The organism is Moorena sp. (assembly GCF_982860115.1).
In genome coordinates this window covers 1-25,047 of sequence record NZ_CEYLVT010000104.1, presented here as the reverse complement: position 1 = coordinate 25,047, position 25,047 = coordinate 1, and the positions used below count along the sequence as shown (strand labels likewise).

At 43.2% G+C, this 25,047-nt stretch carries 17 protein-coding genes and 1 pseudogene; 6 read left to right on the top strand and 12 right to left on the bottom strand.

What is annotated here, in order from left to right:
* Positions 1 to 69: 69 nt before the first annotated feature.
* The 8 genes from AC4II3_RS18180 to AC4II3_RS18145 form a co-directional block, all read right to left on the bottom strand.
* Positions 70 to 4,206, bottom strand: a complete 4,137-nt coding sequence (locus AC4II3_RS18180; RefSeq protein WP_488012637.1) for a TIR domain-containing protein — start codon at positions 4,204 to 4,206, stop codon at positions 70 to 72.
* Positions 4,207 to 4,434: 228 nt separating this feature from the next.
* Complete coding sequence (locus AC4II3_RS18175) at positions 4,435 to 5,493, bottom strand: DUF4231 domain-containing protein (protein WP_488012639.1); 1,059 nt, start codon at positions 5,491 to 5,493, stop codon at positions 4,435 to 4,437.
* 17 nt (positions 5,494 to 5,510) lie between these two features.
* Entirely contained in the window at positions 5,511 to 6,470 is a 960-nt protein-coding gene (locus AC4II3_RS18170; RefSeq protein WP_488012641.1) for a hypothetical protein, read from the bottom strand.
* A gap of 37 nt (positions 6,471 to 6,507) precedes the next feature.
* Positions 6,508 to 7,275, bottom strand: coding sequence for a YebC/PmpR family DNA-binding transcriptional regulator (locus AC4II3_RS18165; protein ID WP_488012643.1), 768 nt, complete (start codon positions 7,273 to 7,275; stop codon positions 6,508 to 6,510).
* A 167-nt stretch (positions 7,276 to 7,442) separates the two neighbouring features.
* Positions 7,443 to 8,558, bottom strand: coding sequence for a hybrid sensor histidine kinase/response regulator (locus AC4II3_RS18160; protein WP_488012645.1), 1,116 nt, complete (start codon positions 8,556 to 8,558; stop codon positions 7,443 to 7,445).
* 24 nt (positions 8,559 to 8,582) lie between these two features.
* Positions 8,583 to 10,322 (bottom strand): EAL domain-containing response regulator, encoded by a 1,740-nt coding sequence (locus tag AC4II3_RS18155; protein WP_488012647.1) that lies wholly within the window; start codon positions 10,320 to 10,322, stop codon positions 8,583 to 8,585.
* Positions 10,322 to 12,565, bottom strand: a complete 2,244-nt coding sequence (locus AC4II3_RS18150; protein WP_488012649.1) for a sensor histidine kinase — start codon at positions 12,563 to 12,565, stop codon at positions 10,322 to 10,324. Before AC4II3_RS18150 ends, AC4II3_RS18155 begins: the two co-directional genes overlap by 1 nt.
* Before the next feature lie 626 nt (positions 12,566 to 13,191).
* A complete protein-coding gene (locus AC4II3_RS18145) occupies positions 13,192 to 13,830 on the bottom strand; it encodes a histidine phosphatase family protein (protein ID WP_488012651.1) in 639 nt (212 codons plus the stop codon).
* A gap of 159 nt (positions 13,831 to 13,989) precedes the next feature.
* Here AC4II3_RS18145 and AC4II3_RS18140 point away from each other — a divergent pair, with 159 nt between their 5' ends.
* From AC4II3_RS18140 to mutY, 3 genes are all read left to right on the top strand, one after another.
* Complete coding sequence (locus AC4II3_RS18140) at positions 13,990 to 14,949, top strand: RNA polymerase sigma factor, RpoD/SigA family (RefSeq protein ID WP_488029400.1); 960 nt, start codon at positions 13,990 to 13,992, stop codon at positions 14,947 to 14,949.
* Between the two features lie 246 nt (positions 14,950 to 15,195).
* A complete protein-coding gene (locus AC4II3_RS18135; protein ID WP_075903685.1) occupies positions 15,196 to 15,543 on the top strand; it encodes a DUF760 domain-containing protein in 348 nt (115 codons plus the stop codon).
* 47 nt (positions 15,544 to 15,590) lie between these two features.
* A complete protein-coding gene (gene mutY / locus AC4II3_RS18130) occupies positions 15,591 to 16,718 on the top strand; it encodes an A/G-specific adenine glycosylase (RefSeq protein WP_488014232.1) in 1,128 nt (375 codons plus the stop codon).
* Between the two features lie 194 nt (positions 16,719 to 16,912).
* On the opposite strand, the gene AC4II3_RS18125 is transcribed toward mutY, so the two are convergent.
* A complete protein-coding gene (locus AC4II3_RS18125) occupies positions 16,913 to 18,130 on the bottom strand; it encodes a histidine kinase (protein WP_488014230.1) in 1,218 nt (405 codons plus the stop codon).
* Between the two features lie 227 nt (positions 18,131 to 18,357).
* On the opposite strand from AC4II3_RS18125, the gene AC4II3_RS18120 reads away from it, so the two are divergent.
* Positions 18,358 to 19,947, top strand: coding sequence for a glycoside hydrolase family 57 protein (locus AC4II3_RS18120; protein WP_488014228.1), 1,590 nt, complete (start codon positions 18,358 to 18,360; stop codon positions 19,945 to 19,947).
* A gap of 72 nt (positions 19,948 to 20,019) precedes the next feature.
* Positions 20,020 to 20,802 carry a twin-arginine translocase subunit TatC gene (gene tatC, locus AC4II3_RS18115; RefSeq protein WP_488014226.1) on the top strand — a complete coding sequence of 261 codons (783 nt, stop codon included), beginning with the start codon at positions 20,020 to 20,022 and terminating at the stop codon, positions 20,800 to 20,802.
* Positions 20,803 to 21,254: 452 nt separating this feature from the next.
* Here the strand turns inward: tatC and AC4II3_RS18110 are convergent, their stop codons facing one another.
* The 3 genes and pseudogenes from AC4II3_RS18110 to AC4II3_RS18100 all read right to left on the bottom strand — a co-directional run bounded on the left by AC4II3_RS18110 (position 21,255) and on the right by AC4II3_RS18100 (position 24,808).
* A complete protein-coding gene (locus tag AC4II3_RS18110; protein WP_488014224.1) occupies positions 21,255 to 23,255 on the bottom strand; it encodes an FAD-dependent oxidoreductase in 2,001 nt (666 codons plus the stop codon).
* A 94-nt stretch (positions 23,256 to 23,349) separates the two neighbouring features.
* Positions 23,350 to 23,565 (bottom strand): annotated as a pseudogene (locus tag AC4II3_RS18105) (DUF4870 domain-containing protein); the annotation flags it as partial.
* 22 nt (positions 23,566 to 23,587) lie between these two features.
* Positions 23,588 to 24,808 carry an RNA-guided endonuclease InsQ/TnpB family protein gene (locus tag AC4II3_RS18100; protein WP_488014222.1) on the bottom strand — a complete coding sequence of 407 codons (1,221 nt, stop codon included), beginning with the start codon at positions 24,806 to 24,808 and terminating at the stop codon, positions 23,588 to 23,590.
* Positions 24,809 to 24,872: 64 nt separating this feature from the next.
* Here AC4II3_RS18100 and AC4II3_RS18095 point away from each other — a divergent pair, with 64 nt between their 5' ends.
* Positions 24,873 to 25,034 carry a plasmid mobilization protein gene (locus AC4II3_RS18095; RefSeq protein ID WP_438941514.1) on the top strand — a complete coding sequence of 54 codons (162 nt, stop codon included), beginning with the start codon at positions 24,873 to 24,875 and terminating at the stop codon, positions 25,032 to 25,034.
* Positions 25,035 to 25,047 lie beyond the last annotated feature (13 nt).

Below are 25,047 nucleotides of genomic sequence, written 5' to 3'. Positions count from 1 at the left end.
TTGCCTATTGCCTATTGCCTATTGCCTATTGCCTATTACCTATTGCCTATTGCCTTTCCTTAATCCAGTCTATTTTGATTTGGGTTTAATGCCATGACAAAGAGTGCGATCGCTTTCATCGATTGCAGAATTGTGCTTGAGATAATCCCCTACCCAATCACAAGCCCGACCCAGAAGGTCATTGAAATCTAAACTTATATCCATATCCCACATAATCACATTGCCATTGGAGTCAGATGAAGCCAGCATTTTGCCATCGGGACTGAAACTGAGGCTAAAAACCCCTTCATTATGTCCAATCAGAGTTTCAATTTCTTGCCCCTTCAAATTCCAGAGTTTAACCGTTTTGTCACCACTAGCCGAAGCAATCATCTTGCCATCTGGGCTGAAACTGACGCTAAACACCTTACCTTCATGCCCTTTGAGAGTTCGGATTTCTTTACCGTCTCTACTCCAAAGTTGAACCGTTTCGTCTTCACTACCAGAGACAAGCATCTGACTGTCGGGACTAAAACTGACACTCCAGATCACATCATCATGACCTTTGAGGATGGTAGGAGTTGAGCAAAAAGGCAAAAAATTTGTGTTATGGTCTGATCCAACTGCTGGTTTTAAGTTTGCTGATTTTAATTCACCATTACATAAGTTTCCGCGACGCCAAAGCTTGATAGTATTATCATCACTACCAGCAGCAATCATCAGACCATCGGGACTAAAATTAACACTTCTAACCGCAGCCCTAAGCTTTTTCAAGCTTTGGCGTTCTCTTCCTTTAAAACTCCAAAGCTTGACAGCGTTATCCCAACTGCCAGATACAATAGTCTGACTGTCAGGGCTGAAACTAACGCTAAAGACTCCAGCATGATGCCCCTGAAGTGTTTGGATTTTTTTACCATCCTTACTCCAAAGTCTAACCCTACTATCCCGGCTACCCGTAGCAATAGTTTTACTATCGGGGCTAAAACTAATACTAAACACTACATCCCTGTGGTTTTCTAGAACGTTTGGGGTCAAACAAAAATCCAGCATATTGATAGTTTTACTAGACCTTATTTCTCCTAATCCTTCCTTGCCACAGGTATAATCTAAATGCCATAGCTTAGCAGTTTGATCTTCACTAGCACTAGCCAAAGTTTTGCCATCTGGGCTAAAACTCACACTCCAGACTAAACTCTTATGACCCTTGAAGGTGCGAGGTGTTTTCGCATCTAAGCGCCAGAGTTTAATGGTTTTATCTTCACTAGCACTAGCCAGGGTCTTGCCATCTGGGCTAAAGCTAAGGTCATAAGCCCCAGCCTGATGCCCTCGGAAGGTTTGGAGTTCCGAGCCATCAAGGCTCCAGAGTTTGACGGTTTTATCCCGACTAGCAGAGGCGAGGGTTTTGCCATCCGGGCTGAACCTGACGCTTCTGACTGCACTGAATTGCTTTGGAAAAGTCTTCAGTTCCCGACCATCAAGGCTCCAGAGTTTAATAGTCTTATCCTCACTAGCAGAAGCAATCATCTTGCCTTGGGGTGAGAAACTGACGCTATAAACCTCAGCCTCATGCCCCTTGAACGTTGCAATACTTGTCCCATCCAGCTGCCAGAGCTTGATAGTATTGTTACTTCCAGCAGAAGCCAGAATTTTGCCATCCGGACTAAAGCTGATACTGCGATATCCAGCCGCAATACCCTCAAAGGTTTGGAGTTGCTTGCCATTGAGGCTCCAGAGCTTGACAGTATTATCGTTACTAGCCGTAGCCAGCATCCTGCCGTCCGGACTGAAACTGACGCTCCGCACTCCACGCTGATGTCCTTTAAAGGTAAAGGTTTGGAGGTTTTTTCCCTCTAAGTTCCACAGTTTGACCGTCTTATCCTCACTAGCTGTAGCAATAGTCTTGCCATCTGGGCTGAAACTCACATTCCAAACAGTACCGTTATGTCCCTTCAAGGTTTGGAGTGCCTTACCGTTGCGGCTCCAAAGTTTCACAGTATGGTCTTTACTAGCAGAAGCAATCAGATTACCGTCAGGGCTAAAACTAACACTGGTAACCCAACTGTTATGGCCTACCAAACGGTTGTATTCTCTAACCCAAGACACTGCTCCGTGCAATGCTGTCCTAACCAGAGCCTCAGTTTCAGGTTTTACACTGCGTATCTGTTTTTGCAGTTGCCGTGCAGCCCTGATTGCTTCGATCAGGGCATCAAATTCCTGATGTGATTTTCTCAGAGCCAGTGAATATCGACTCAGAGCATTAATGTGACCTTCGCTAACCGTTTCTGCCCGTTTCCATTGCATGAAAGCAACCAAGCCAAAGCCAACAGCTGCTGCAAATGCTGCACTCATCAAACTAAGGGACAACCGTAAGATGACTAATCGACGCTTTTCCCGTTTTCTCAAAATCGATATGGCATCCCGACTTTTAGCAATATATTCCTTGTGTAAAGATGTCGCAGTCGGCTGTTTATCATTGGTCTCGGCATCAAGCAACCATTGTTGGGCAATAGAAAATTCGCTGCCACGCAACAGCAAATCTGTATCTTGGTGAGACTGCTGCCATTCCCTAGCTCGCTGCAACCATTTGGTGTGACTGCGCACATGCTCTCGGTCAGTATCAAGGGTTCTGACCAATTCACTGAAATTGGGATAAAAATCTCCTCGATGCCTGTTGAAATCAATCCACTGGATGCTAGCTAATCCAGGATGTAGCATTTTTGCTGGTACCTGTATAGAAAGCACAGTCACAAACCGTTTATTTAATCTCTGAGCATAGTCTACCTCCCCAGCGCAGTAGGGTGAATTTACCGAAGCAGGGGAAATAATAAATAAGAAATTATCAGACTGTTCAATTCCCCGTTCGATTTCCTGCTGAAAATCACTCCCCGGAGGAATACTTTCTTGGTCAAACCAAGTCGTTTTCCCCTGTAACTGCAATGCCTCATTTAACTTCCTAGCCAAATCCGAATCAGTACGAGAATAAGAAATAAAAACGTCTAGATAAGATTCATTCGGTTGATTCGTGCTAGCAGCAAGGAATTCTTCATGTAATCCTAGGGGTGGATGTTCTAGGCGTTGCCAATTTACTTTCAGCCAGTTTTCGTAATAGTTTAAATTGTGACCCCGCAATAAAATGCTAGAGTTGCGGTTTTGGCTCAGCCATTTGAGCGCTTTGACTAACAAAAGCTTATGCTCTTCGTAATAGAGAGCATCTTGATTTAATTCTTTTAATAATTGAGCAGCCATGAAGCGGTAGTTTGCTTCATAATTATAATTAGTAAAATCTAGGAATTGTAATGAACTAATTTTTGGTGGTATTTGGTCGATATCCGTGTCTTCAATCAGTAGGGATATAATCCTTTTATTGTGAGCAAAGGCGTGTTCAAGCTCTTGCTGACAGTATTTTGATTGAATCGAATTAGGTGAAATTAAGTAAATGAGATTATCAGCTTCCTCGATTCCTTGCTTGATTGCCGCTTGGAAGTCTATACCGGTTTTAATATCCGTTTCAGGTTTCCAGATTGTGATTCCTTCCCGCATCAGGGTTTTGCCAATTTTATCCTTTATCTCTTGATCTTTATCAGAATAAGAGATAAACACTTGGGTCATTAAGTTATTGGCATTCTTGGTGCTTTCACAAATAAACTCACAATGTAAATCCGTTGGCACACAAGGAGCCTGCTCTTTTTGAAACCGCACCTTTAACCAAGATTCAGCTTGAATCCGTTCTGATTGGATTAACAGGTGGTTAGTTTGTTGTTGATTTCTGTCCCACTCCAAAGCTTTCACTAAAAACCGAGTATGCTGTTCTACATAATCAGCATGCTTACGGATAGAATTCATTAATTGTTTAAAGGACGCTTCAAAATCGTTGATTTTATCTTGGAAATAGATCCAGTTCAGTTTACGGATAATCGTAGGAACTTTCTCCCGAGGGGATTTAACATGCACTAAAGGAATAATGCGTTTATTGTATTTAATAGCCAGTTCAATTTCTTTGAGGCAGTATTTTGAATTAACGGCATGGGGGGAAATGATAAAAATGAAGTTATCAGTTCTCTCAATGCCATTATCAATCTGATGCTGCCAATCGACAGCAGGCGGAATGTCCTTCTGGTCAAACCAGACCGTTAAGCCAAATTGTGTTAATCTAGCTTCAAGTTTAGTAGCAAAGGCTTTGCTGTCAGCACGTCCGTAAGAGATGAAGGCATCGAAAAATGTAGTCATTTGTCCAGGGGTTTAGGTGAGGAGATCTACTTAAGACTACACTTGTAACACCCCGGATTTCGTAAATCGAGCAAGTTTGAAGAATTTTCAGAGCGATGCAGCGCGGTCTTGGGGAGGCAGCGCGGTCATGGGGGTTCCCCCCATGAGCGACTGCATCAAGACAAATAAATAAGGGCAACGGATGGGTAACGGATGGGTAACGGATGGGTAACAGGTGAACAAATGATCTCATTTAGTATCCACTTTCTTAGACGGAGACGGGTTTGTTCCCTTATCCTCCGACTGCTCGGTTTCACCATAGAGTTCTGCTAGTGCATCATTCATCTCTTGCACCCACCCTACATTTTCGCTTTGGATGGTTCTCTCTGTACTAATCACCAATAACTCAAATTTCTCCGATTTTTCCTGGTCTGAGAGACCATGCCACCAAGTGCTTATATCGTACAAATCATCAGCTGCCTGGTTGTAAGCAATCAGTGTTGTCTCAACCCGTTTCAATTCCAGGAAACTAGAAAATGCCGCAGCTAAGGCTGTAGTGACCGCCACCGAGGTGTCTTGACCCAGCGCCACCAGAAATGAACCCACACCGCCCAAGATATATACCCCCCACTGGTAGCCATGCAATTGTATGTCAAGTTTCCTAGTTCGCTTTCGGTACCACTTAAACTGGTCTTCTACTCGCCAGACTAGGTAGTTTTCCGGGGTTAGGTCAGAAAACTTATCGTCTTGATGATGCTGTTGAGCTTCCTGACGTTTCTTGTCCTTGCTTAAGGATGAGCGTTTTCTACGGGAAACTTCCCCCTCGTAGGGGCTAAAACTAGTGTGGTGAACTGTGGTTCCCTTTAGCCTTTGACTAATCATCTTGACCTTGCGTGCCAGCTTAGCATCCCGGGATGTGTTATCACTGTATTCCCCAACTTGCGCACGGTAACAGTAAATTTCCCTTTTAATTGCCTCGGCACTACCCCGTAACAGAATCCAATTGCCACCTTTGTCGAACTTAACTGCACCTGCTAGTAGTACACTTAGAGCAATGGGCACTAGTAGAAGAACGTAGTGAATCACTTTGACCGTCTGGTGTGACTCACCAAGGACGTCTACCAACTCTGAGTGGAGCACAGCTAGCAAAGTAGCCAACACACTCAATACCAGAATTCCTATCCGCAGCAGGAAGAAACGTTTCTGAGCCGCTGTGGCATTTTTGCTATAGGTACGCTGACGTTCCCAAGCACGTTTGAGGGTTGGGCTTGGCCCAGGGGAGTATGTAGGCTCAACTTCTGACGTCATGACAGTCTATGTGTAGTCTATGTACTTTTTACTGTGTACATTGACTGTCTCGTCAGTCCCTCCATGATGATTTTAGTCAATTCACTGAATGGTTGTGAGAGGTCAAAACAGGTCAAATTATTTTGTTGCAAGTGATTTGGTTGTAATAGTTCGGTAACAGATTCTCGTGCTTCTTGTTCTGGATAGCGTACTGCCATCGTAATTTCATCTGCCAACCGACCACTGCCCCCAAGAACTACCAATGGTCGTCCAGCTTTCTTGTTTTCAAATAAATCTACTAAGGTAATCGCCCCACCGTTAGCCATTACTGTCACTGATGGCTTTTCGTCTGCCAGGGTAGTAGCTATACGAGCCAACCAGGGTGATTCATCACCCCAGGTAGATCCAGGAATCAGCACAAAATGAGTATGATTTGGCTCCAGTGATGCTTGATCAGAAGATGAGGGGGGTGCATCAGGAAGCGCAATCTTGCCCACTGGGGCAATACCTACTAAGGGAAAGGTGCCAGCAATCTCAGCACGAGCTTGCCCCATCATCTGCATCACCCCAGTATCAGTACCACCATCCACCACACAGGCTCCAAGGGTTTCAGCAATGGGAGCTAGTACATTGACAAACAACAAGCGCAGACGAGCCATACTCTGATCACTCATCTTGCTTGCCCCCCCGACTACCACTAGAACCGGACGGGAGCCGTGAAGACCGATTTGGTTTAGGGCAGCAGACAAGTCCACAGAATGATCCACTTGAATCGCACAAGCCGTTTGCCCATTCTTGAAGGTGAGTGTGAGAGGCTGGTTATTTAAGAACTGCTTGAAGATGAGATGCTTTGGCTTGTTTCCATCCTGGGACAAAGCACCGGACTTAGCTAAAACCCTCCTCTTGCGCAATCGGGGGGAAGTGATGCCTGCGCATCTAGCCATTAAGACCTTTTGGTCATCTGTTCGCTTTTGCTTTGTCTTGGAAGATAGAAACATTTAAAATCACCTATAGTGGTTTATAATATTCTATCTGCTAGATCATGCTCAGGGACATAAGCTGATCAGACATCTCGAAATTGGCGGTGACATTTTGTACATCCTCCAAGTCTTCCAGAGCATCCATTAATTTTAAAAGCGTCCGCGCCAGATCTGGGTCAGTCACTTCCACGGTATTACTAGGAATCCAGCGCAACTGCGCCTCACTGACCTCAAAGCCCTGATTTTTAAAAATTTGACTCAGATTTTCGAGATTGCTAACTTCTGTAAATACCTCAGCCGTTACACCTTCGGAATCCTCGTTCAACTCATAAGTTTGAGCTCCCCCTTCAAGGGATGCTTCTAACAAATGGTCTTCTGTGATATCACCCGTAAGCGTAACGACACCCTTTTGCTCAAACATCCAGCTAACACAGCCTGTTTCACCCAGATTACCACCATTCTTAGTAAATCCTGAGCGCAGGTCAGCTGCTGTCCGATTCCGATTATCAGTAAAAGCTTCTATCAAGATCGCAACGCCTCCTGGACCATACCCCTCATAACGAATCTCTTCAAGATTGTCACTCTCATTGCCTAGGGTACCGGCTCCTTTTGCGATCGCTCTTTCAATGTTGTCATTAGGAATCCCTGCTGCCTTAGCCTTTTCCACCGCTTGCCGAAGCTGAAAATTACCCTCTGGATCCGGGATGCCATTGCGAGCAGCTACTATAATCTCCCGAGAGATTTTAGCAAAGGTCTTACCTTTAACTGCGTCAACCCTCGCTTTCTGACGCTTAATATTTGCCCATTTACTATGTCCTGCCATAACGGTTAAGTTGATTACAACCCAACTAACAAAATACCTCCACTTCTTGGTTTAAATATAACCTACCCAAGTCATCTCCTAAAAATATATTATTCTCTCTCCTAGGATAGCTACCAACTTAAGGAAAGAAAGTCCATGATAAATGGTATATCCTAAATGGTTCTTAGTCAAGGGAGTAGCCCTTTGGAGATTAGGGGTAGGATTACTTGCACTGTAGTTTGTTCTCCTAGTGTACTATGTATTGTTAATTTACCACCGTGTAACTCAACTAGACGTTTAGCAATCACTAGCCCCAACCCTGAGCCTTGTTGTTCGTAGAGGTTACCTTTAAACTGTAAGTCCGCTTCCAATTCGGCCATTTCAGCTTCAGATATCCCTTGTCCCTTGTCGTGGACTGACAAGATAAACGTATTATTTTCTGAATAGCTATTTACCCAAACAGGTGTTCCCTCTTGTGAGAATTTAAAGGCATTATTAATTAACTCTTCCAACATTTTATTAAGTCGGTTTTGCGACATAGCAATAGTAGCCTCTCGCCAATCTAATTGCAAATCCGCAACCCGTCCTGTCTTTTGAGCAAGATTCTGAATCAAATTAGCCAGAACCGGATTAGGCAATTTACTGGTAGTCTTTCGCAAATTTTCTATTTTATTGGAATCTGTAGCGATTATTTCAAGCTCTGCATAAAGTAAAAAGTTCTGAATTAACCTTAATAACCGTTCACCCGACTGATGGATATCTTCTGCCATAGTCTTAATTTGATATCGTTCCAAACTTTCCCATTTCTCCATAATTAGTTGAGAAATATCCAGAATCCGATTTAGGGGTTTATCCATTTCATAGGGCAAATACAGTGTAATATGGCTGCGCAAATCATCCAGTTTTTTATCTTTTTGCAAATCAAGGGCAGCTTGTTTTTCCAATCGAGTAGTAATTGCTCCTAGTAGTTCTACTCTAGTAAATGGCTTAGTCAGATAATCATCTGCTCCTAATTCCATTCCTTGGCGCTGATCAGTTTTTTCAGCTCTAGCTGTGAGAAACATAAAAGGAATGGTTGCCGTATCAGGATGTTTGCGCAACGTCTGCAATACCTGATAACCATCAAGTTCTGGCATCATGACATCGCAAATAATCAAATCCGGCGATTCATGCTGGGCTAACTCGATACCAATCCGACCATTACTACCAGCAATCGCCTCAAAGTCCTCAGCCTCCAGTAACTCCAGTATATTTTCTCGTACTGAAGGTTCATCTTCAATTAACAGAATTTTTGTTCTTACCATTTTTTTGCGCTTTGTGAAACTAATCTAATTGACTTGAGGTAGTGGGAAAGCAATACCGCTATTGAGCAAACGTTTAAATTCCGGCGCTGGTAAAGCCCTACTAATCAAATGACCCTGAACTCGATCACATTTATGAGAATAAATAAAAGCCAATTCTTCTTGAGTTTCTACTCCTTCAGCAATCAGTTGTAGATTTAAACTTTTTGCCATTTGTATAATTGCCTTAGTAATAGCAGCCTGGTTAGGCTTATGCACAATATTACGGACAAAGCACTGATCAATTTTGAGAACATCAAAGGGGAATTGTTGTAAATAGCTTAATGAAGAATATCCGGTTCCAAAATCATCAATTGCAATTTCTAAGCCTAGGTTTTTTAACTCATTTAACTGACGAATAGCCGTCTCAGTGTTTTTGACTAGTATACTTTCAGTTAGTTCTAATTCTAGAGTTTGATAGGTTAACTCAGTTGACTGCAAAATCTTGACTAAATTATCGTAAAAATCCGGTTTGTTAAATTGACGACCTGATAAATTTACTGCTATACGGAAAGAGGTAAATCCATCATTTTGCCAGAGTTTAGCTTGCTGACAAGCCTGGTGTAATACCCATTCTCCAATGGATAAGATTAGACCGGTTTCTTCGGCGATCGGAATAAATTTTGCTGGGGGAACTAAACCGAGTTCTGGATGATGCCAACGTAAGAGAGCTTCAGCACCAACAATTTTTCCTGTCTCGAGACTGATTTGGGGTTGATAGTAAACCTGGAATTCTTCCCGTTCCAAAGCATAGCGTAAGCTACTCTGCAAGGTAAGATGATTTGAAGAATTGACATTCAAGGCACTGGTGTAAAACTGATATTGATCACCCCCCTGACGCTTTGCCTGAAGCATCCCCTGGTTGGCATGATTAAGTAATTGTTCAACGTCTTCACCATCACGGGGATAAATGGCAATACCAATACTGGCGGTGATAAAAACTTCTTGATCATCCAGAACGATAGTTTGAGAAAGGCTGTCAAGAATGCTTTGGACAACATTAATGACATCTTGTTTGTGTTGAGCTGTGGCTATAATAACGGCAAATTGATCGCCATTTAAACGAGCAACTGTATCCTTAATATCCACACAATCAGCGAGGCGTTGAGCAACAAATTTTAGTAAATAGTCTCCCCAAAAATGACCGAAATTATTGTTAACTTGATTAAACCGATCTAAACCCAAAGATAGAAAGGTAACCAGTTTTTGATTATCGTCGATGTGTTGTTTTACTTGCTTAAACCGTTCTCGCAAGGACAGCCGATTAGGTAGGTTGGTCAAGCTGTCATGGTGGATCAAGTAATTGAGTTTATTTTTAGCTTCCTGAAGTTCAGTATTGTAATGCTTATGAACAGCAGCTTTTTTTTTGAGTCTACTGGAAATTGACCCTAGAAGTTCGGCTCTAGTAAAGGGTTTGGTAATATAGTCGTCTGCCCCTAGTTCCATACCCTGACGAAAATCATTTTTAGCAGCCTTTGCTGTTAAAAAAATAAAAGGAACTGTTGCCATCATTGAGTCTTGACGCAGGGATGTTAAAACACTGTAACCGTCCATTTCCGGCATCATGACATCACAGATAATTAAATCTGGGATAGTTCCTTTCGCTAAATTAACACCAACACGACCATTTTCTGCTCCAATGACATCAAACCCTTCAGCATCCAGGAGTTCTATAATGTTTTCCCGGACAAACTCTTCATCTTCAATCACTAATATTTTTCTCATCATTAATTTGATAGTAAGTAATATATTGGCAGGGTTACAGTAAACGTTGTACCGACAGTTACCTCACTTTCTAGATCAATTTGACCTTGGTAGATATCGAGACACTTTTTGACAATTGTCAATCCTAAGCCAGTGCCGGTAATTGTCCCGACATTTGTACCGCGATGAAAGGTCTCAAATAGTAGTTCTTGGTCTTCTTCAGGAATACCAATACCTTGATCGCTGATTTTAAAGATAGCCTGATTGGCAGAGCAAGTGAGTTGAAGCTCAACCGTGCTACCATTGGGAGAATACTTAAGTGCATTACTCAGCAAATTCTCCAAAATTTGCCTAAGCAATTTTTCATCCATATACGGTCTGGTGGATGATAAGGAACTAGCCGAATTATTTTTTTCATGATTACTTCCTAATTCATTACCAAAATTTTCTAAGTTATAACTAAAATTTATTATGTGATTATTTCGATCATAAAGCTGATTTTTGTTAATTAAATCTGTGCAAAAATCTTCTAAGTCTATCGGGTTTAAATTTAACTCTATCTTCCCAGATTCTACCTTGCCAATCAGCAATATATCATTCAAAAGTCTGGTCATATGCTGAACCATTTTTTGAATGCGATTTAGGTGATTATTCTTCTTATTTTCTGACCATTTATTACCGTAATGTTCCAGTAACTCTGCTGATGAAAAAATCGTTGTTAGAGGAGTACGAAATTCGTGAGATGTCATGGTAATAAACCGAGATTTTAGCTCCCCAAGTTGTTTCTCTTTAGCCAGTGCATTGAGAATTTCTAATTCTGTTTGTTTCCGTTTAGTGATATCTCTATCAACCCCTCGATAACCACAAAACTTGCCAAGACGATCAAAAATTGGTACACCACTGGTTTCCAGAACCACTGACTGACTATTTTTGTGAATTCTGGTATTTTCCAAGTTGCTAAAGGGGTGTTTTAAAACGGTAAAGGAAGCCAAAATTTTCATCACACGTTTTGCCTCTTCCTGTGACATTAAGTCAAAGGGAGTTTTGCCAACTACTTCTGATGGTTCATAACCGAGTAAGTCCCAGACTTTGGGACTAGCGTAGGTATAGACAGCATTTTCATCCATCTCCCACATCCAATTACTACTAATTTCTACGACATTACGAAACCGCTCTTCACTCTGCCGTAACTGCTCTTCTGCCTTCTGGCGCTCAATAATCTCCCCCTTGAGTGCTTGGTTCGCTTTCCTCAGAGCAGCAGTACGTTGTTGAACTCTGACTTCCAAAGCATCATTGACTTGTGCTAGGGTCAGTTGTGCTTCAATACGCTCAGTGATATCCTGGACAATAACAGCAACTTCATCTAACCCACTTTTAACAATACGAGCCTCAAAGTAGCGGAGTTTACCATCTTGTCTGACTGGGGACTCAATAACTTGCATCTCATCACTTTCTAGGGCTATTTCCACATGCTCCCAAATTAATCCTGCTACCTCAGTGGGTAAACAGTTATGTAAATGTTTCCCAATACAGTTATTGGTGAGAAACAGCACAGGGTTTTCAATGGCAGCTTTCCAATCCAAGTAAAAGCCATCCCGATTAACACGAAAGATTACATCTGGTATAGCTTCTAAGAGGGCTCGGTTTCTAGCCTCGCTTACTTTTAGTGCAGACTCTTTTTGTTTAAGTTCTTGGCTTTGTTTTTGATAGAGTTGCTCAAGTTCTTGGTGGGTTAGAGCAATGGCAAAATGATCGGCGATCCCTCGGATGAAGGCAATTTCTTGGACTGTCCATTCTCGTTCGTGATCGCACTGATACAAGGTCATACTACCCAGACAAGACTGCCCATGCAGCAGTGGCACCATCATGATGGCACGGATGTCACATGGTATGCTTAACTCCTTCAGTTCTGGTGGGAGTTTTCCCTCCGATTCAGGAATAATCAACGGTTTGCCCTGAGCTAGCCAGGAGTGATAACTCTCAAAGAGGTGGCGAAATACCTCGATCAGACATGGCTCGGCTCTACTGTGCACTGATTGGGTAATGGGAAAGCTAACTTGATGAGTTGCCATAGCTGGAGGGTCGTGAGTGGGAAACATTAAACAGCCACTCACTTGCAAGATTTGATGTAATTGATTAGCTATGGTAGGTAGCAATTCATTGAGGACTAACGTCCTCCTTGTAACCTGGGCAATCTGGTTAATCATTTCCGCTTGGACTTTCAAGAGGTAATAGTCCACTCTTTGATGTCCAGTGCTCGATTCCATGGGTGCATGCTCAGGTAACATAACCAATAAAATTAGCTAAGAGCGGAACTGTCTAGCCTAGACTAGACATAGATTCAGCCATCAACTCAACGCTGTACCATAATTTTCAGCCCATCCCCACCAATCAATTCGGGGGATTTGAGGTCAGTTGTCCATTGTCAGTTGCGCACGCAGCTACTAGCTTTTAGTTATGGGCTAAGTGCTAATTACCTGTTGCAACTGACCATTGACCACTGACCATTGCAAGGCGTCGATTCATGCCCATACCAAGAAAATAGGGGCAACACTCGCCGCCCAACCTTAGGTGATGGTAAGATACTAAATCACCCGATGATGCCTAAATTGTTGCACAGTCTTAATTTCTAGCCCTCGTGGAAACTACGGTGTCTTAGCTAGTTTGTCTATCTTGACACCTGTAAATTCACGAACAGTTAGTGTATCATTGGTCTTTGGTGATTGGTTATGGGTCAAAGCGCGTCCCTCAGCCAGATTAGCCCTAGGTCTTACCCGTTCGCGCCACTGTCGCCCCTTGGGCGAAGGGAAGTGTGAGATGATGAGTCAAAGGAGACTATGGCTGTAGACTACTGACACAAAAAACCTTCGTATACTATGGAAGCTTATACCCTTCAATTGAACCGGATGACATCTTCTGTCTGACTCAGATGAGAGGTATCTCCATTAAGTTCCATCACCCACTGTTTTTCTTGGCGCACTAGTTTAACTAAACAGCACAAGGATGCTTTAATGTCTTGTGTGGCACCAACTAGTCCCTGAGTGGTTCCAACTACTGATGGTCCGTGACCAACCAGTAGTAAATCTTCTGAAAATTGAGCGGTGATACGTTGTGCCGTTTCACCTGTTCGTTTGAGTAAAGCAACACTTGTTTCTGGATATTCAGGGATTACACAGGAAATATAACTGGTGTCAATTCGCTGAAACTGCTTGTGCAATACTTCATAAGGCAGTCTTTCTGGTTCAGTTGCCATCCACTCAGGATTGAGCCATTCACTTAAACCCAACTCTAGCTTAATAGGTAAATCCAGAATTTCTGCGACTTGGTTAGCCGTTTGGACAGTTCGTAAAAAGGGAGAGGCGAATATATGCTTAATTCCTTTTCCTACAAGGCGTTGACCCAGTTGCGCTGCTTGCAGTTCCCCATCTCCTGAAAGGGGTGGATCATAGGGTCGCTCTGCCATGTTGAACCATTCGGGGTTAACAAAGTCAAGGCGGTTTCCGTGTCTGGCAATCCAAACTGTTTGGGTCATCTTACCTTACACCCTCTTCGGGAATTTAGTTAAGTTATGTTAAATTTATTAAAATAATTTAACTCAAATCCCACAAAGCTTATCATCTGGTTTGGAAAACCAGCATGGTTTGCTTTAATTTTCTTAATTTAAATCTCACTGATAACGCCATCGAATCCAATGAAAACCGCTCAGGACTCTACAGATTTAGTTCGTACCTATTTAAAGGAAATTGGTCGTGTACCATTACTGACCCATGAGCAGGAAATTTTTTACGGGAAAAAGGTTAAGCAGTTAACAACCTTAAAGGAAGTCAAAGAGTCCCTTGTCCAACAGCTGGGTCGTGAACCTACGTTTTCTGAGTGGGCAACAGCATCTTGCCTAACCGATTCTGAGTTAAAGTCTAGCATCGCTGTTGGTGAATCCGCTAAACGCAAGATGGTGGAAGCCAATTTGCGATTGGTGGTGGCAGTGGCAAAAAAATACATTAAGCGTAATCTCGAGTTGCTGGACTTGATTCAAGAGGGAACCATCGGCTTGCAGCGGGGTGTAGAAAAATTTGACCCTACCAAAGGCTATCGTTTTTCTACCTACGCCTACTGGTGGATAAGGCAGGCAATTACTCGTGCGATCGCTGAAAAAGGGCGCACGATTCGCCTTCCTATCCATATTACCGAGAAGTTAAACAAAATCAAAAAAGCCCAGCGCCAACTTTCCCAAAAGCTGGGACGAACAGCTACTATCTCAGAATTGGCAATTGAGTTGAACCTAACACCATTACAATTGCGGGAGTACTTCGAACAAGCACGTCAACCCCTCTCTTTGGAGTTGCGAGTGGGGGATAACAAAGATACAGAATTGGTTGAGTTGCTCGAAGACACCGGTCCAGGACCAGAAGACTTTGTGACTCAATCGTTAATGCAGCTAGACTTAGAGAAATTCATGGATGATTTGACACCGCAGCAGAGGCAGGTGTTGAGACTCCGTTATGGCTTGGCAGAGGACGAACCAATGACATTAGCCAAAATTGGTCAACACCTCAACATCAGCCGTGAACGAGTGCGACAAATCGAACGAGAAGCGATCGCTAAACTTCGTAAGCGTCAAGGGGATATGCGGGAATATATCCCAGCTAGTTAATTTTTTCTGAGTCGGTTTAGTCATTAGTGATTAGTGATTAGTGATTAGCTACAATCACCAATGACTAATGACCAATAGGTGAGAAAATCAGATCCTAGATGGTTCGGTTCCACCTACTTTGCCATGGTCACTTGCCTGTTAAAGTAATTACAAATACGAAGCAGTAGAGCTAAACAGATAAACGTCATCATTGGCTGCCGACTCTAGTAGAAAAACCGGAATTAGCCATCGCTAGGAGGTAAAACGGTGAATAACGCATCCAATCCCAATCATGTTCCTGAATTCTTTGATAAAGATTCTGACAATAATTTACTTTGGCAGTATGTTCAATCAATGAGTCCAGAAACCATTACCCAGCTGTCTAGACCAACGTCTTCGGAAGTCTATCAGGTGATGGAAAACAATATTATGGGAATGTTGGGAAACTTGCCTTCCCAAGACTTTGGCGTAACTATCAGTACTAGCCGTGAGAATCTAGGTCGCCTTTTGGCTTCAGCCATGGTTAGCGGCTATTTTCTTAGGAACGCTGAACAACGTATGGTTTTTGACAAGTCTTTGCAAATAGCTGAATCTCAATCTCTGGAGGAAGATTAGTCAAACCTTGGCCTAAAAGGGCTGAATCTATAGATTTTTGAGAGAAAATGCCCAATCGAATATCGGCAGATCATCACCTGAGTCTGTCGGTTTCCATTATTGATGAACAACGAAGATCACTCTTGGAGTGGTATGCCAGAGCTGGTCGAGATTTACCTTGGCGACGAAGTAGGGAACCCTATAGCATCTGGGTGTCTGAAATTATGCTACAGCAAACCCAGGTCAAAACGGTCATTCCCTACTATCACCGCTGGATGGAGCAATTTCCCACCCTCGAACATCTGGCATCTGCTGAATTACAGGAAGTCCTCAAAGCTTGGGAGGGTCTGGGATATTACTCCCGTGCTCGCAACTTGCATGCCTGTGCTAAAGTAATTATGCAGTGTCATGGTGGTGTTTTTCCCCAAGAGCTGAGCCAGGTTTTAGCATTATCAGGGATTGGTAAAACAACAGCAGGTGGTATTCTAAGCGCTGCCTTCAATCAGCCAGTGGCGATTCTCGATGGTAATGTTAAACGAGTAATAGCACGATTGGTAGCATTGTCCATACCACCTGCCAAAGCTACTCAACAATTATGGAAGCTATCAGAAGCTTTACTGGATCATCAACATCCCCGAGATTTTAACCAAGCACTAATGGATTTGGGAGCAACTATCTGTACTCGGAAAACTCCCAATTGTCCTGATTGTCCCTGGAAATCTTACTGTCAGGCTTACAATCATGGTATTCAATCTGAAATACCTATGCGTGAACCATCTTCTCCTCTACCCACAAAAAATATCGGTGTCGCTGTGATCTGGAACGACCAGGGACAAATTCTAATCGACCGCCGACCTGCAAAAGGCTTATTGGGTGGTCTTTGGGAGTTTCCTGGTGGCAAAATTGAGCTTGGTGAAACTGTTCCGGAATGTATTAAACGCGAAATTCAGGAAGAATTGGGCATTGAGATTGAGGTTGGGGAACACCTGATCACAATCAATCACGCCTACAGCCACTTTCGTGTTGTGCTAAGTGTACACCACTGTCGCCATCTCAGTGGTGTTCCCCAACCTATTGAATGTGATGAGATTCGCTGGGTCACCTTAGATGAAGTAGATCAGTTTCCCTTCCCCAAAGCCAATACTCAGATTATTGCGGCTTTGCGCTCTCAAGAGGGGAGAAACTATGAAGTATGAAGTGTCACTGCTAGTTGTGGGTAAAGTGTAAGCTCAGGTTTCTCGCATTTAACTTTTGGAACTCTGAGACTGAATCCCTGATAGTAGCTTAGCTCACTTCTCATAATTATGAGATGCAGTAAAGCGCGATTACCTGATCGATTCAACTGATAAAGCGCTTTCAACCTTAAACCTTTTACCTTCAACCCCATTTCCTATCGATAAATCGGTAAGGTGAAGTGAAAACAGCTGCCACCCTTGATAGGTGAATCCACCCAAATGCGACCATAGTGGGCACGGATAATCTTTTGACATAGGGCTAAGCCCAAGCCATAGCCTTCTATAGCTTCGTCTCGCTTAAGGCGGAAGTGGTCTTCAAAAATGCGATCGCGATTTTCTTGTGGTATACCAGGACCATCATCGCAAACGCTGACTTGAACTTTCTGGGTAGTACGGTGGATGCTAGACACAGCAATTTTTCCCCCTTTGGGAGTATATTTAATGGCATTATCCAGCAGGTTAATTAGCACCTGACGCACCAATTCTTCATCGCCGTAGACAGGAGGCAAGTCTTGTGGTATGTCGGTTTGCAGAACCTGAGCCTTGAGCTGAAACTGTTCGTGCATCTGAACTAGAACGTCTTGGCAAAGTCTGCCCAAATTCAGTTTATGAGGTCGGATGTTGAATTCAGCATTACTTCCCTTCCTAGCTTGCAGCAGATCCACCACCATCCGGTTGATAGTGCGCAATTGATTACGAGCTTGCTCAAACAGCCGTTCCTTTAGCTGTGGCGTCAGCCCACGTTTTCTACCATTCTGGGCGACTGGTTGCTCTAGCTGTAGGGTTTCCAAGGCAATGGATACTGCTGTCAAAGGACTACGCAAGTCGTGAGCTAACATGGATATGACTTGGTCTTTAAATTGCAGCTGCTCAAGCAATTCTTCTCTATCTTTCTTGAGGCGAAAGACTTCGTCAGAGAGTCGAATCAGTTCCAAGGCACAAGCCAGGGAACCAGCTGCCTCTGGTGATGTCTCAGCGGAAGAGTTAGATGAGCGAACAGTTGGTTGTAAAGGGAATCCTTGGGTAAGTTGGGTTTGGTTTTCTTCTAGAGATCGTTGCCAGCGGGGCCACCAGCTCTTTAGCTGGGCAACTAGATTACTACCTGCAAGGGTTTGTTTGGGTTTCGGATTAATCTTAATCAGTGCTGGGGTTGCTACTAGCTTAAAGTGTTCAGCTAGGTAGGGTTGTTCCCCAACATCCACAACCTTTAGTTCAAAGGGATACTCTGTCTTAAGAGTTTCCAGATAATGGTGGATAGACTGGAGCTGTTTACGGGAACCGGGACGTTCATCGACAAACAGCAGCAGTTGTAGAAAGGTTGGGGAGTTAGTGTGTGTTTGTGTAGCTGCCTGCATGCAATTTGGTGTTAGCACTCTTAACCAATAAGGCTGGAATAAGACTAAGATTTGTTATTTTTTGTTGGTGATGTGTGCTTCCTTACAATTTAATGTCTATTTTATTATTTTATAGTCTCGTTACTAACCAGCCCTTTTCTGGCACAATCCCTGTCTATTTGAGACTAAAATCTTAAAATAATGTAACATTATCGCCGATTGCGTCAGTTCTCCTTTAACAATCTATCCACGGCTGCTACTTGATCATGGCTATTGGCTACCTTGCTCTTGTCCTTCACGCCCATTTACCGTTTGTTAGGCATCCAGAAAGTGATTATGTTCTAGAAGAAGAGTGGCTATTTGAAGCCATTACTGAAACCTATATTCCCCTACTACATGTTTTCGAGGGATTAAAGCGGGATGGGATTGACTTCAAAATAACCATGAGTATGACACCACCTTTGGTGTCGATGCTACGGGATCCACTTCTACAAGAACGTTATGAGCGCCATCTGTCACTGCTCGAAGAACTAGCCAACAAGGAGGTTGAGCATAATCAGCATAATGGTCATATCCGTTACCTAGCCCAACATTATGTTCAAGAGTTCAGCGCCATTCGCCAAACATGGATACACTATGAAAGGGATTTAGTCAAGGCATTTAAAAAATTTTTAGACAGTAATAACCTGGAAATTATCACCTGCGGTGCTACCCATGGCTATTTTCCTCTGATGAAGATGTATCCCCAAGCAGTTTGGGCTCAAATTCGGGTGGCTTGTGAACATTATGAGCAAAACTTTGGCTGTCGCCCCAAGGGCATCTGGTTACCGGAATGCGCTTACTACGAAGGGATGGAGGAGATGCTAGCAGATGCTGGTTTGCGCTATTTTCTGATCGATAGTCATGGTATTCTCTACGCTCGTCCCCGACCACGGTTTGGTACCCATGCCCCCATTTATACTGAGACAGGAGTTGCTGCCTTTGGTCGTGACCATGAGTCATCCCAGCAGGTGTGGTCTTCGGAAGTTGGGTATCCAGGGGATCCAGTATATCGGGAATTTTACAAGGATTTAGGCTGGGAAGCAGATTATGATTACATTAAACCTTATATTATGCCCCATGGCCAGCGGAAGAATACGGGTATAAAGTATCACAAAATTACAGACCGTGGTACAGGATTAGGGGAAAAGCAACTGTATGATCCGTATTGGGCAAAAGACAAAGCTGCGGAACATGCTGGAAATTTCATGTTTAATCGCCAGCAGCAGGTTAAACATCTAGCAGCAATGATACAGCGTTCTCCAATTGTGGTGTCTCCCTATGACGCAGAGTTATTTGGTCACTGGTGGTACGAGGGTCCTTGGTTTCTGGATGTCTTGCTCCGTAAGTCGTGGTATGACCAGAACACCTATGAAATGACTCATTTGGCAGATTATTTGCGGAATCATCCGATCCAACAAGTCTGTAAGCCTTCTCAATCTAGCTGGGGGTATCAGGGGTTCCATGAATACTGGCTCAATGAAACCAATACCTGGATTTACCCTCATCTGCACAAAGCCACAGAACGGATGATTGAGCTGTCAAGGTTGGAAGCTACAGATCAGTTGGAGTGGAAGGCATTAAATCAAGCAGCGCGAGAGTTACTACTAGCGCAATCGTCAGACTGGGCATTTATTATGCGCACCGAGACAATGGTCCCTTATGCAGTTAGACGAACGCGATCGCATTTGATGCGGTTTAATAAGCTTTACGATGATATCAAGCTGGGCAAGATTGATGCTGGCTGGCTGGAGAAAGTCGAGGAGATTGACAATATCTTTCCCAAGATTAACTATCGCGTCTATCGTCAAGCTTGAATTATCCCCACACAATCGTTGGAAGATACAAGAAGATACAATAGTTAACGTTCCCTAAGCCAATCAAAATCCATGACGCCTTCTGAGTTAGATACTGCTCCCCAGGAAAATTTGGATACTCTCAAAGACCCTGACAGTTATCTCGACGAGGTACCTAATGATGTCGAGATGTCTCTGTTCGACCATTTAGAGGAGTTGCGAAAGCGGATTTTTTACTCGCTGATTGCTGTATTCTTGTCCATGGCTGGCTGCTTTGTGGCAGTTAAGCCAATTGTTCAGTTGCTGGAAATTCCAGCTAGGGGGGTCAAGTTTCTGCAACTGGCTCCAGGGGAATACTTTTTTGTGTCCTTGAAAGTGGCTGGCTATAGTGGCTTACTGGTAGCTAGTCCTTTTATTCTATACCAAATCCTTCTATTTGTTTTACCAGGGTTGACTCGCCGGGAGCGACGCTTCATCGGACCTGTGGTTTTAGGATCAACAGTTCTGTTTTTCCTAGGCTTGGTATTTGCCTACATTGCTCTAATTCCTGCCGCTCTGAATTTCTTTATCAGTTACGGAGCAGATGTAGTAGAGCAGTTGTGGTCAATTGATAAGTATTTTGAATTTGTCTTACTGTTGATGTTTAGTACTGGATTGGCATTTCAAATCCCAGTTATTCAAATGTTACTGGGGTTTTTGGGAATTGTTTCTTCCAAGCAAATGCTTTCTGGTTGGCGCACAGTTGTCCTAGGAGCAGCTATCTTGGGAGCAGTGCTGACTCCTTCGACAGATCCTCTCACTCAAAGTTTACTGGGGGGTGCTGTACTTGGTCTGTATTTTGGTGGGATTGGAATGGTGAAGTTGGTGGGTAAATAATATTAAGTCGGGTTAATCAACGCGCTATCAAAACTACTATTGTGCTTCTAAATCGAATCTTTATAATACAAGTGTTAGGATTTATGGAATAGTAATATAATGTTCAATGATCAATTAATAACTAACTATCTTTAGCATTATTGTCGCTAATTAATAATAGTCATAAGTTCTGGCAAAACCCTTAATTATGACTATTTATCAAAAGATAATAAAGGCTCTTCGTCACAATTTGATGCTAATTTTAATTTCGCTTATGCTGAAAGCTTTACTGGAAATTACTTTAACAGTTAAAAAACTGTTTATCAAGTCAAATAATTGCCCAGTAAGGCGATAATAGATTTCGGCGGTTATTTAGCATAATATCTATGGAAGAGCCATTATTAATGTATGTAAAAACGTAGCCTACTACAGATAATTAATATCGATAGTTACTATTAGTTAACTGTCTCAGTTCACCGCCAATCGTCCCAATTCTGATTAAAGATGGACGTGTCTGGGAAAGCGGTGGGATTACCGTTTTTTTCCAACTGCTGGCGTAGAGCTTGGAGTTCGGTTTGTTGCAGGAGGGGTTCTTGTATAAGCTGGTAAGGTGCTATCCCAGTTTTTAAGGAAAAAGCAGCGGTTGTACCAGCAGCAGCACCGGATGACCATTCAAAGGAATGCACCCGATAAGCAGCAGCGGCAATGTGACTGGTAGCAATACTTTTACCTGCTACTAAGAGGTTGTCAATTTTCTGGGGAATTATTGCTCGCAGGGGGATTTGGAACGGATAGGCTTGACCTGCTCCCCGCCGTTCCCCTTGACGCTCGGTATTTCCTGGGGTTTCTGCTGGACTTAGGGTCATACAGGGATGAAAGTCGATGGCATAGTGACCAATACCCACAGAATCAGGATAGATAGTAGAGCGACTGCGTTGACTGACTTGATCTGGCTGAATTTTGCCTTGAATCACAGAGGGGGCTTCTAATCCAGCCAGTACTGCCCACAAGCGGCGATATTCATCTGGTGAAAGGGTCTGCCGATAATACTCATCCTGGTAGTCACGGCGGGAAATATCTACTTCTGATATGGTAAAGCCTTGAGGATAGCCAAAGGAAGGGCGTCCAATAATCCGCCTCCCTTCCCGTATATAGGGATACTTAGACAACCCATGCATAGTCCCCATCGGAGAATCTAACCCGCTTAGATAGCGGTGATTGGGATGAGGCTCTTTTACCCCATCCCCAAGCTGGGAGTCGGTAGTTCCTGCCACTAGCCAATAGTAATAACCGAGAGCGTTTTCTTCTCCTTTCCGTAGACTTTCCGTACGCAAGCCTCCCATCCAGCCACCGGGAGCCAGTTGACCACTGGTTCGTAATTGGCGACGGGTGTACACTAGATTATCTTCTGAAGTGCCAGGACGATAATCATTACCCCATGTCCAGTTTTGCATGGAAATGTCTCCTGGAGTGGGAGCAGTAACCCCCCATCGGATCCGTTTACCCCGCTTAGAACTCCAAATTCGCCGATAGGTGAATACTCCTTCAAAGTCGGCTAGCCGCTGTAATTCATAGCTGTAGTAGGGTTGGTATTGCGGGTAAAAGGAGGGCATTTCTTGGGTTTGAGGCTCCTTGGTTTGCTCCATGGCAAAGGTGTAGGTAAAGCCTTGGGTGCAATAGGGGTCGTCAGTAGCACTAGATGCGGAAGGGTTTAGGTAGGAGCGGGAGTCAATCCCCAACTGGTAGGGAACGTCAGCTAGGGCAATAATTTCACCAGTTTCTGTTGCATCGATAATATACCAATTAGAACTATTGTCTTGGCTCTGTTGGGGGACAATGCGCAAAATGCTTTTCTCAAACCGGGAGGAATTCTCGTAGCTATACCAATCTTCAATGGTTTGAGATAGGGGAAAGGTGTTCAGGGCAGGAGCATCAGCAGTACTTTTGTGTTGAATAGCAATCACACTGTCAATGGTTTTGCCATCAGGGCTAATCTCTAGTTCCTTAACTACAGTAGAGGGAAACCATTTTAATCTCCCTTTTCCCCGTTTGGCCGCCTTTCGTAAAATATTAAACAGGATTTGGTGAGCATCACGGGGTAGAAAACAGGATTCGCTTACCCAGCAGTCCCCAGGATTGAGTTGACGGTAGTAGCGTTTAATGCGATCGCGTAATTCTAGATAGCCCTTAGGATAGAACAAACGCGATCGCTGAGTGGGTCGTTCATCCAGAGCAGAGGTTCCTTGGGCAGAAATTTGTCCCCCTACCCAGTCGGTAATCTCAGTTAAGCACACTGTTTGCCCTGCCAATAAGCCTTCATAGGCAGCCGCCGCACCAGCTAATCCTCCTCCAATCACTAAGATTTCACAGGTTTCGGTTTGGTCTGGAGTTCTAGGGGGAGCTGCTATACCAGGAGATGGAGTCAACCCTAGTAATGATATGAATAGGGAAATACGGACCAGCGATCGCTTCATGATACGAGATACTTAGTAAAATCTTTGAGATAAATTACCCTAACTCATCAATATTGTCATCTCCCAAACGTTGTATCAATTATGCCATGGCATATCAAAGCACCCGAAAAATATAGGGGTAGCGATAGGGCTGATTAGGATTTTCCAGCACCTTCACTAAGGCAATTATGGGCATAATTAGACTTACAAGACCTAATATAATTAGCAGCGGAATCCCAATAATCACCACAGCCAGTATCAAAAAAATCACCACATATATATAAAGGCAAATGTGAAAATTCAGAGCTTCTTTGGCATTTTCTTTGACCAGTGACATACTCCCACACTGACTTTTACAAGTTCAGTGTGGGCTTCTTTCCAACTCCACCTACCGGTTCGGATACTCGGAAAGCTTTACTCCCGACGGAATGCCCTACCGCCAACTTTAATATATTAATTGCCGCATTTACATCACGATCCTCGGTATAACCGCAATGAGAACAAGAGTGGATGCGGTCTTTTAGTTTTTTGGGTACCTTTTTTCCACAGTTGGAACAGTTCTGGCTGGTATTTCTGGGATTTACTGCGACTGTAACCAAACCAGCATTCTCGGCTTTGTTTGATAGTATCGACAGAAATTGTCCCCAGCCAGCATCATGAATAGATTTAGCTAAGTTAGATTTAGCCAGTCCCTTGATATTTAGTCTTTCATGAGCAACTAGATCGTGATCATCTAGTAAGTTTTTTGCTGTTTTAAAATGAAAGTTTTTTCGGGTATCAGCTACCTTTTTATGAGCCTTACCCAGTTTCTTGACAGCCCTTTTCCTATTATTACTGCCTTTTTTTGATCTACTAACAGCTTTCTGGATTTTCTTTAGTCGTTTTTGAGCTTTTATATAATATTTAGGAATCGGGACTTCTGTGCCATCAGATTTGACTAGGAATGACTTAAGACCCATATCTATCCCAATGGGATTTGACACTTGTTCTATCTGAATTAGTTCAGGAACCGAATCATCCTGTAACGATAATGTTACATAGTATCCATCAGCCTTGCGTGTAACTGTTGCAGTTTTAATTTTGAACCCTTTTGGAATCGGCCTATGGTAGATCATCTTGACCCATCCAAACTTGGGAAGGTTAAATTTGTTGCCCCGGATAGGGTTTTTAGAGAAAGCGGAAAAAACTAAAGATTTATACCTGCTTTTACTTTTGAATCTAGGTCTGCCACTTCTTTTTCCATTAGAATCACCTTTTAAAAACCTTTTAAAAGCAAGATCAACTCGTTTGACGCAATCCTGTAAAACATTAGCATGGATGGCCTTATACCACTGCCTGTCTTTTTTTAATTGAGGTAGAGTCCTTTTCTGAGAGTAGTAGTCGGGATTGTCTCGCAATTCAGGCAAATAACAAACCAAAGGACATGAGTTAATGGAACAACGATTCTGTTCATACCAATTGAATCTATCAGCAAGAAAATAGTTGTACTGGTGGCGCAACATATCTAGCCACCTCTCTATTTCTGCTTCTTGCCTCTTAGTCAATCTCAAGCGATATTGGTACGCTGTCCGCATTGACTCCTCCTTTTTTTCGACCTAGTATTAGGTTAGCAGTTGTGGCGACAGGTGTCAACCTAATATGAAAAATCAAAAGCTTGTAGTTAGAGTTACCGAATTTGAGAAAAAGCAGTTACAAGAAGAAGCCGACAGGAGGGGGATGACCTACTCCGAGTTACTCAGAAGCTTCATAGCTCGTCTTCCTCTCCCAAAAGACTCTGTGCAAAATTCCTCCCGGAGATGAAACCTTAGAAGAG

What these genes read in the sequence shown, in the direction of transcription:
- AC4II3_RS18180 (WP_488012637.1), bottom strand. Translation starts at nt 4,206, where the DNA reads ATGACTACATTTTTCGATGCCTTCATCTCTTACGGACGTGCTGACAGC.
- AC4II3_RS18175 (WP_488012639.1), bottom strand. Translation starts at nt 5,493, where the DNA reads ATGACGTCAGAAGTTGAGCCTACATACTCCCCTGGGCCAAGCCCAACC.
- AC4II3_RS18170 (WP_488012641.1), bottom strand. Translation starts at nt 6,470, where the DNA reads ATGTTTCTATCTTCCAAGACAAAGCAAAAGCGAACAGATGACCAAAAG.
- AC4II3_RS18165 (WP_488012643.1), bottom strand. Translation starts at nt 7,275, where the DNA reads ATGGCAGGACATAGTAAATGGGCAAATATTAAGCGTCAGAAAGCGAGG.
- AC4II3_RS18160 (WP_488012645.1), bottom strand. Translation starts at nt 8,558, where the DNA reads ATGGTAAGAACAAAAATTCTGTTAATTGAAGATGAACCTTCAGTACGA.
- AC4II3_RS18155 (WP_488012647.1), bottom strand. Translation starts at nt 10,322, where the DNA reads ATGATGAGAAAAATATTAGTGATTGAAGATGAAGAGTTTGTCCGGGAA.
- AC4II3_RS18150 (WP_488012649.1), bottom strand. Translation starts at nt 12,565, where the DNA reads ATGGAATCGAGCACTGGACATCAAAGAGTGGACTATTACCTCTTGAAA.
- AC4II3_RS18145 (WP_488012651.1), bottom strand. Translation starts at nt 13,830, where the DNA reads ATGACCCAAACAGTTTGGATTGCCAGACACGGAAACCGCCTTGACTTT.
- AC4II3_RS18140 (WP_488029400.1), top strand. Translation starts at nt 13,990, where the DNA reads ATGAAAACCGCTCAGGACTCTACAGATTTAGTTCGTACCTATTTAAAG.
- mutY (WP_488014232.1), top strand. Translation starts at nt 15,591, where the DNA reads ATGCCCAATCGAATATCGGCAGATCATCACCTGAGTCTGTCGGTTTCC.
- AC4II3_RS18120 (WP_488014228.1), top strand. Translation starts at nt 18,358, where the DNA reads ATGGCTATTGGCTACCTTGCTCTTGTCCTTCACGCCCATTTACCGTTT.
- tatC (WP_488014226.1), top strand. Translation starts at nt 20,020, where the DNA reads ATGACGCCTTCTGAGTTAGATACTGCTCCCCAGGAAAATTTGGATACT.
- AC4II3_RS18110 (WP_488014224.1), bottom strand. Translation starts at nt 23,255, where the DNA reads ATGAAGCGATCGCTGGTCCGTATTTCCCTATTCATATCATTACTAGGG.
- AC4II3_RS18100 (WP_488014222.1), bottom strand. Translation starts at nt 24,808, where the DNA reads ATGCGGACAGCGTACCAATATCGCTTGAGATTGACTAAGAGGCAAGAA.
- AC4II3_RS18095 (WP_438941514.1), top strand. Translation starts at nt 24,873, where the DNA reads ATGAAAAATCAAAAGCTTGTAGTTAGAGTTACCGAATTTGAGAAAAAG.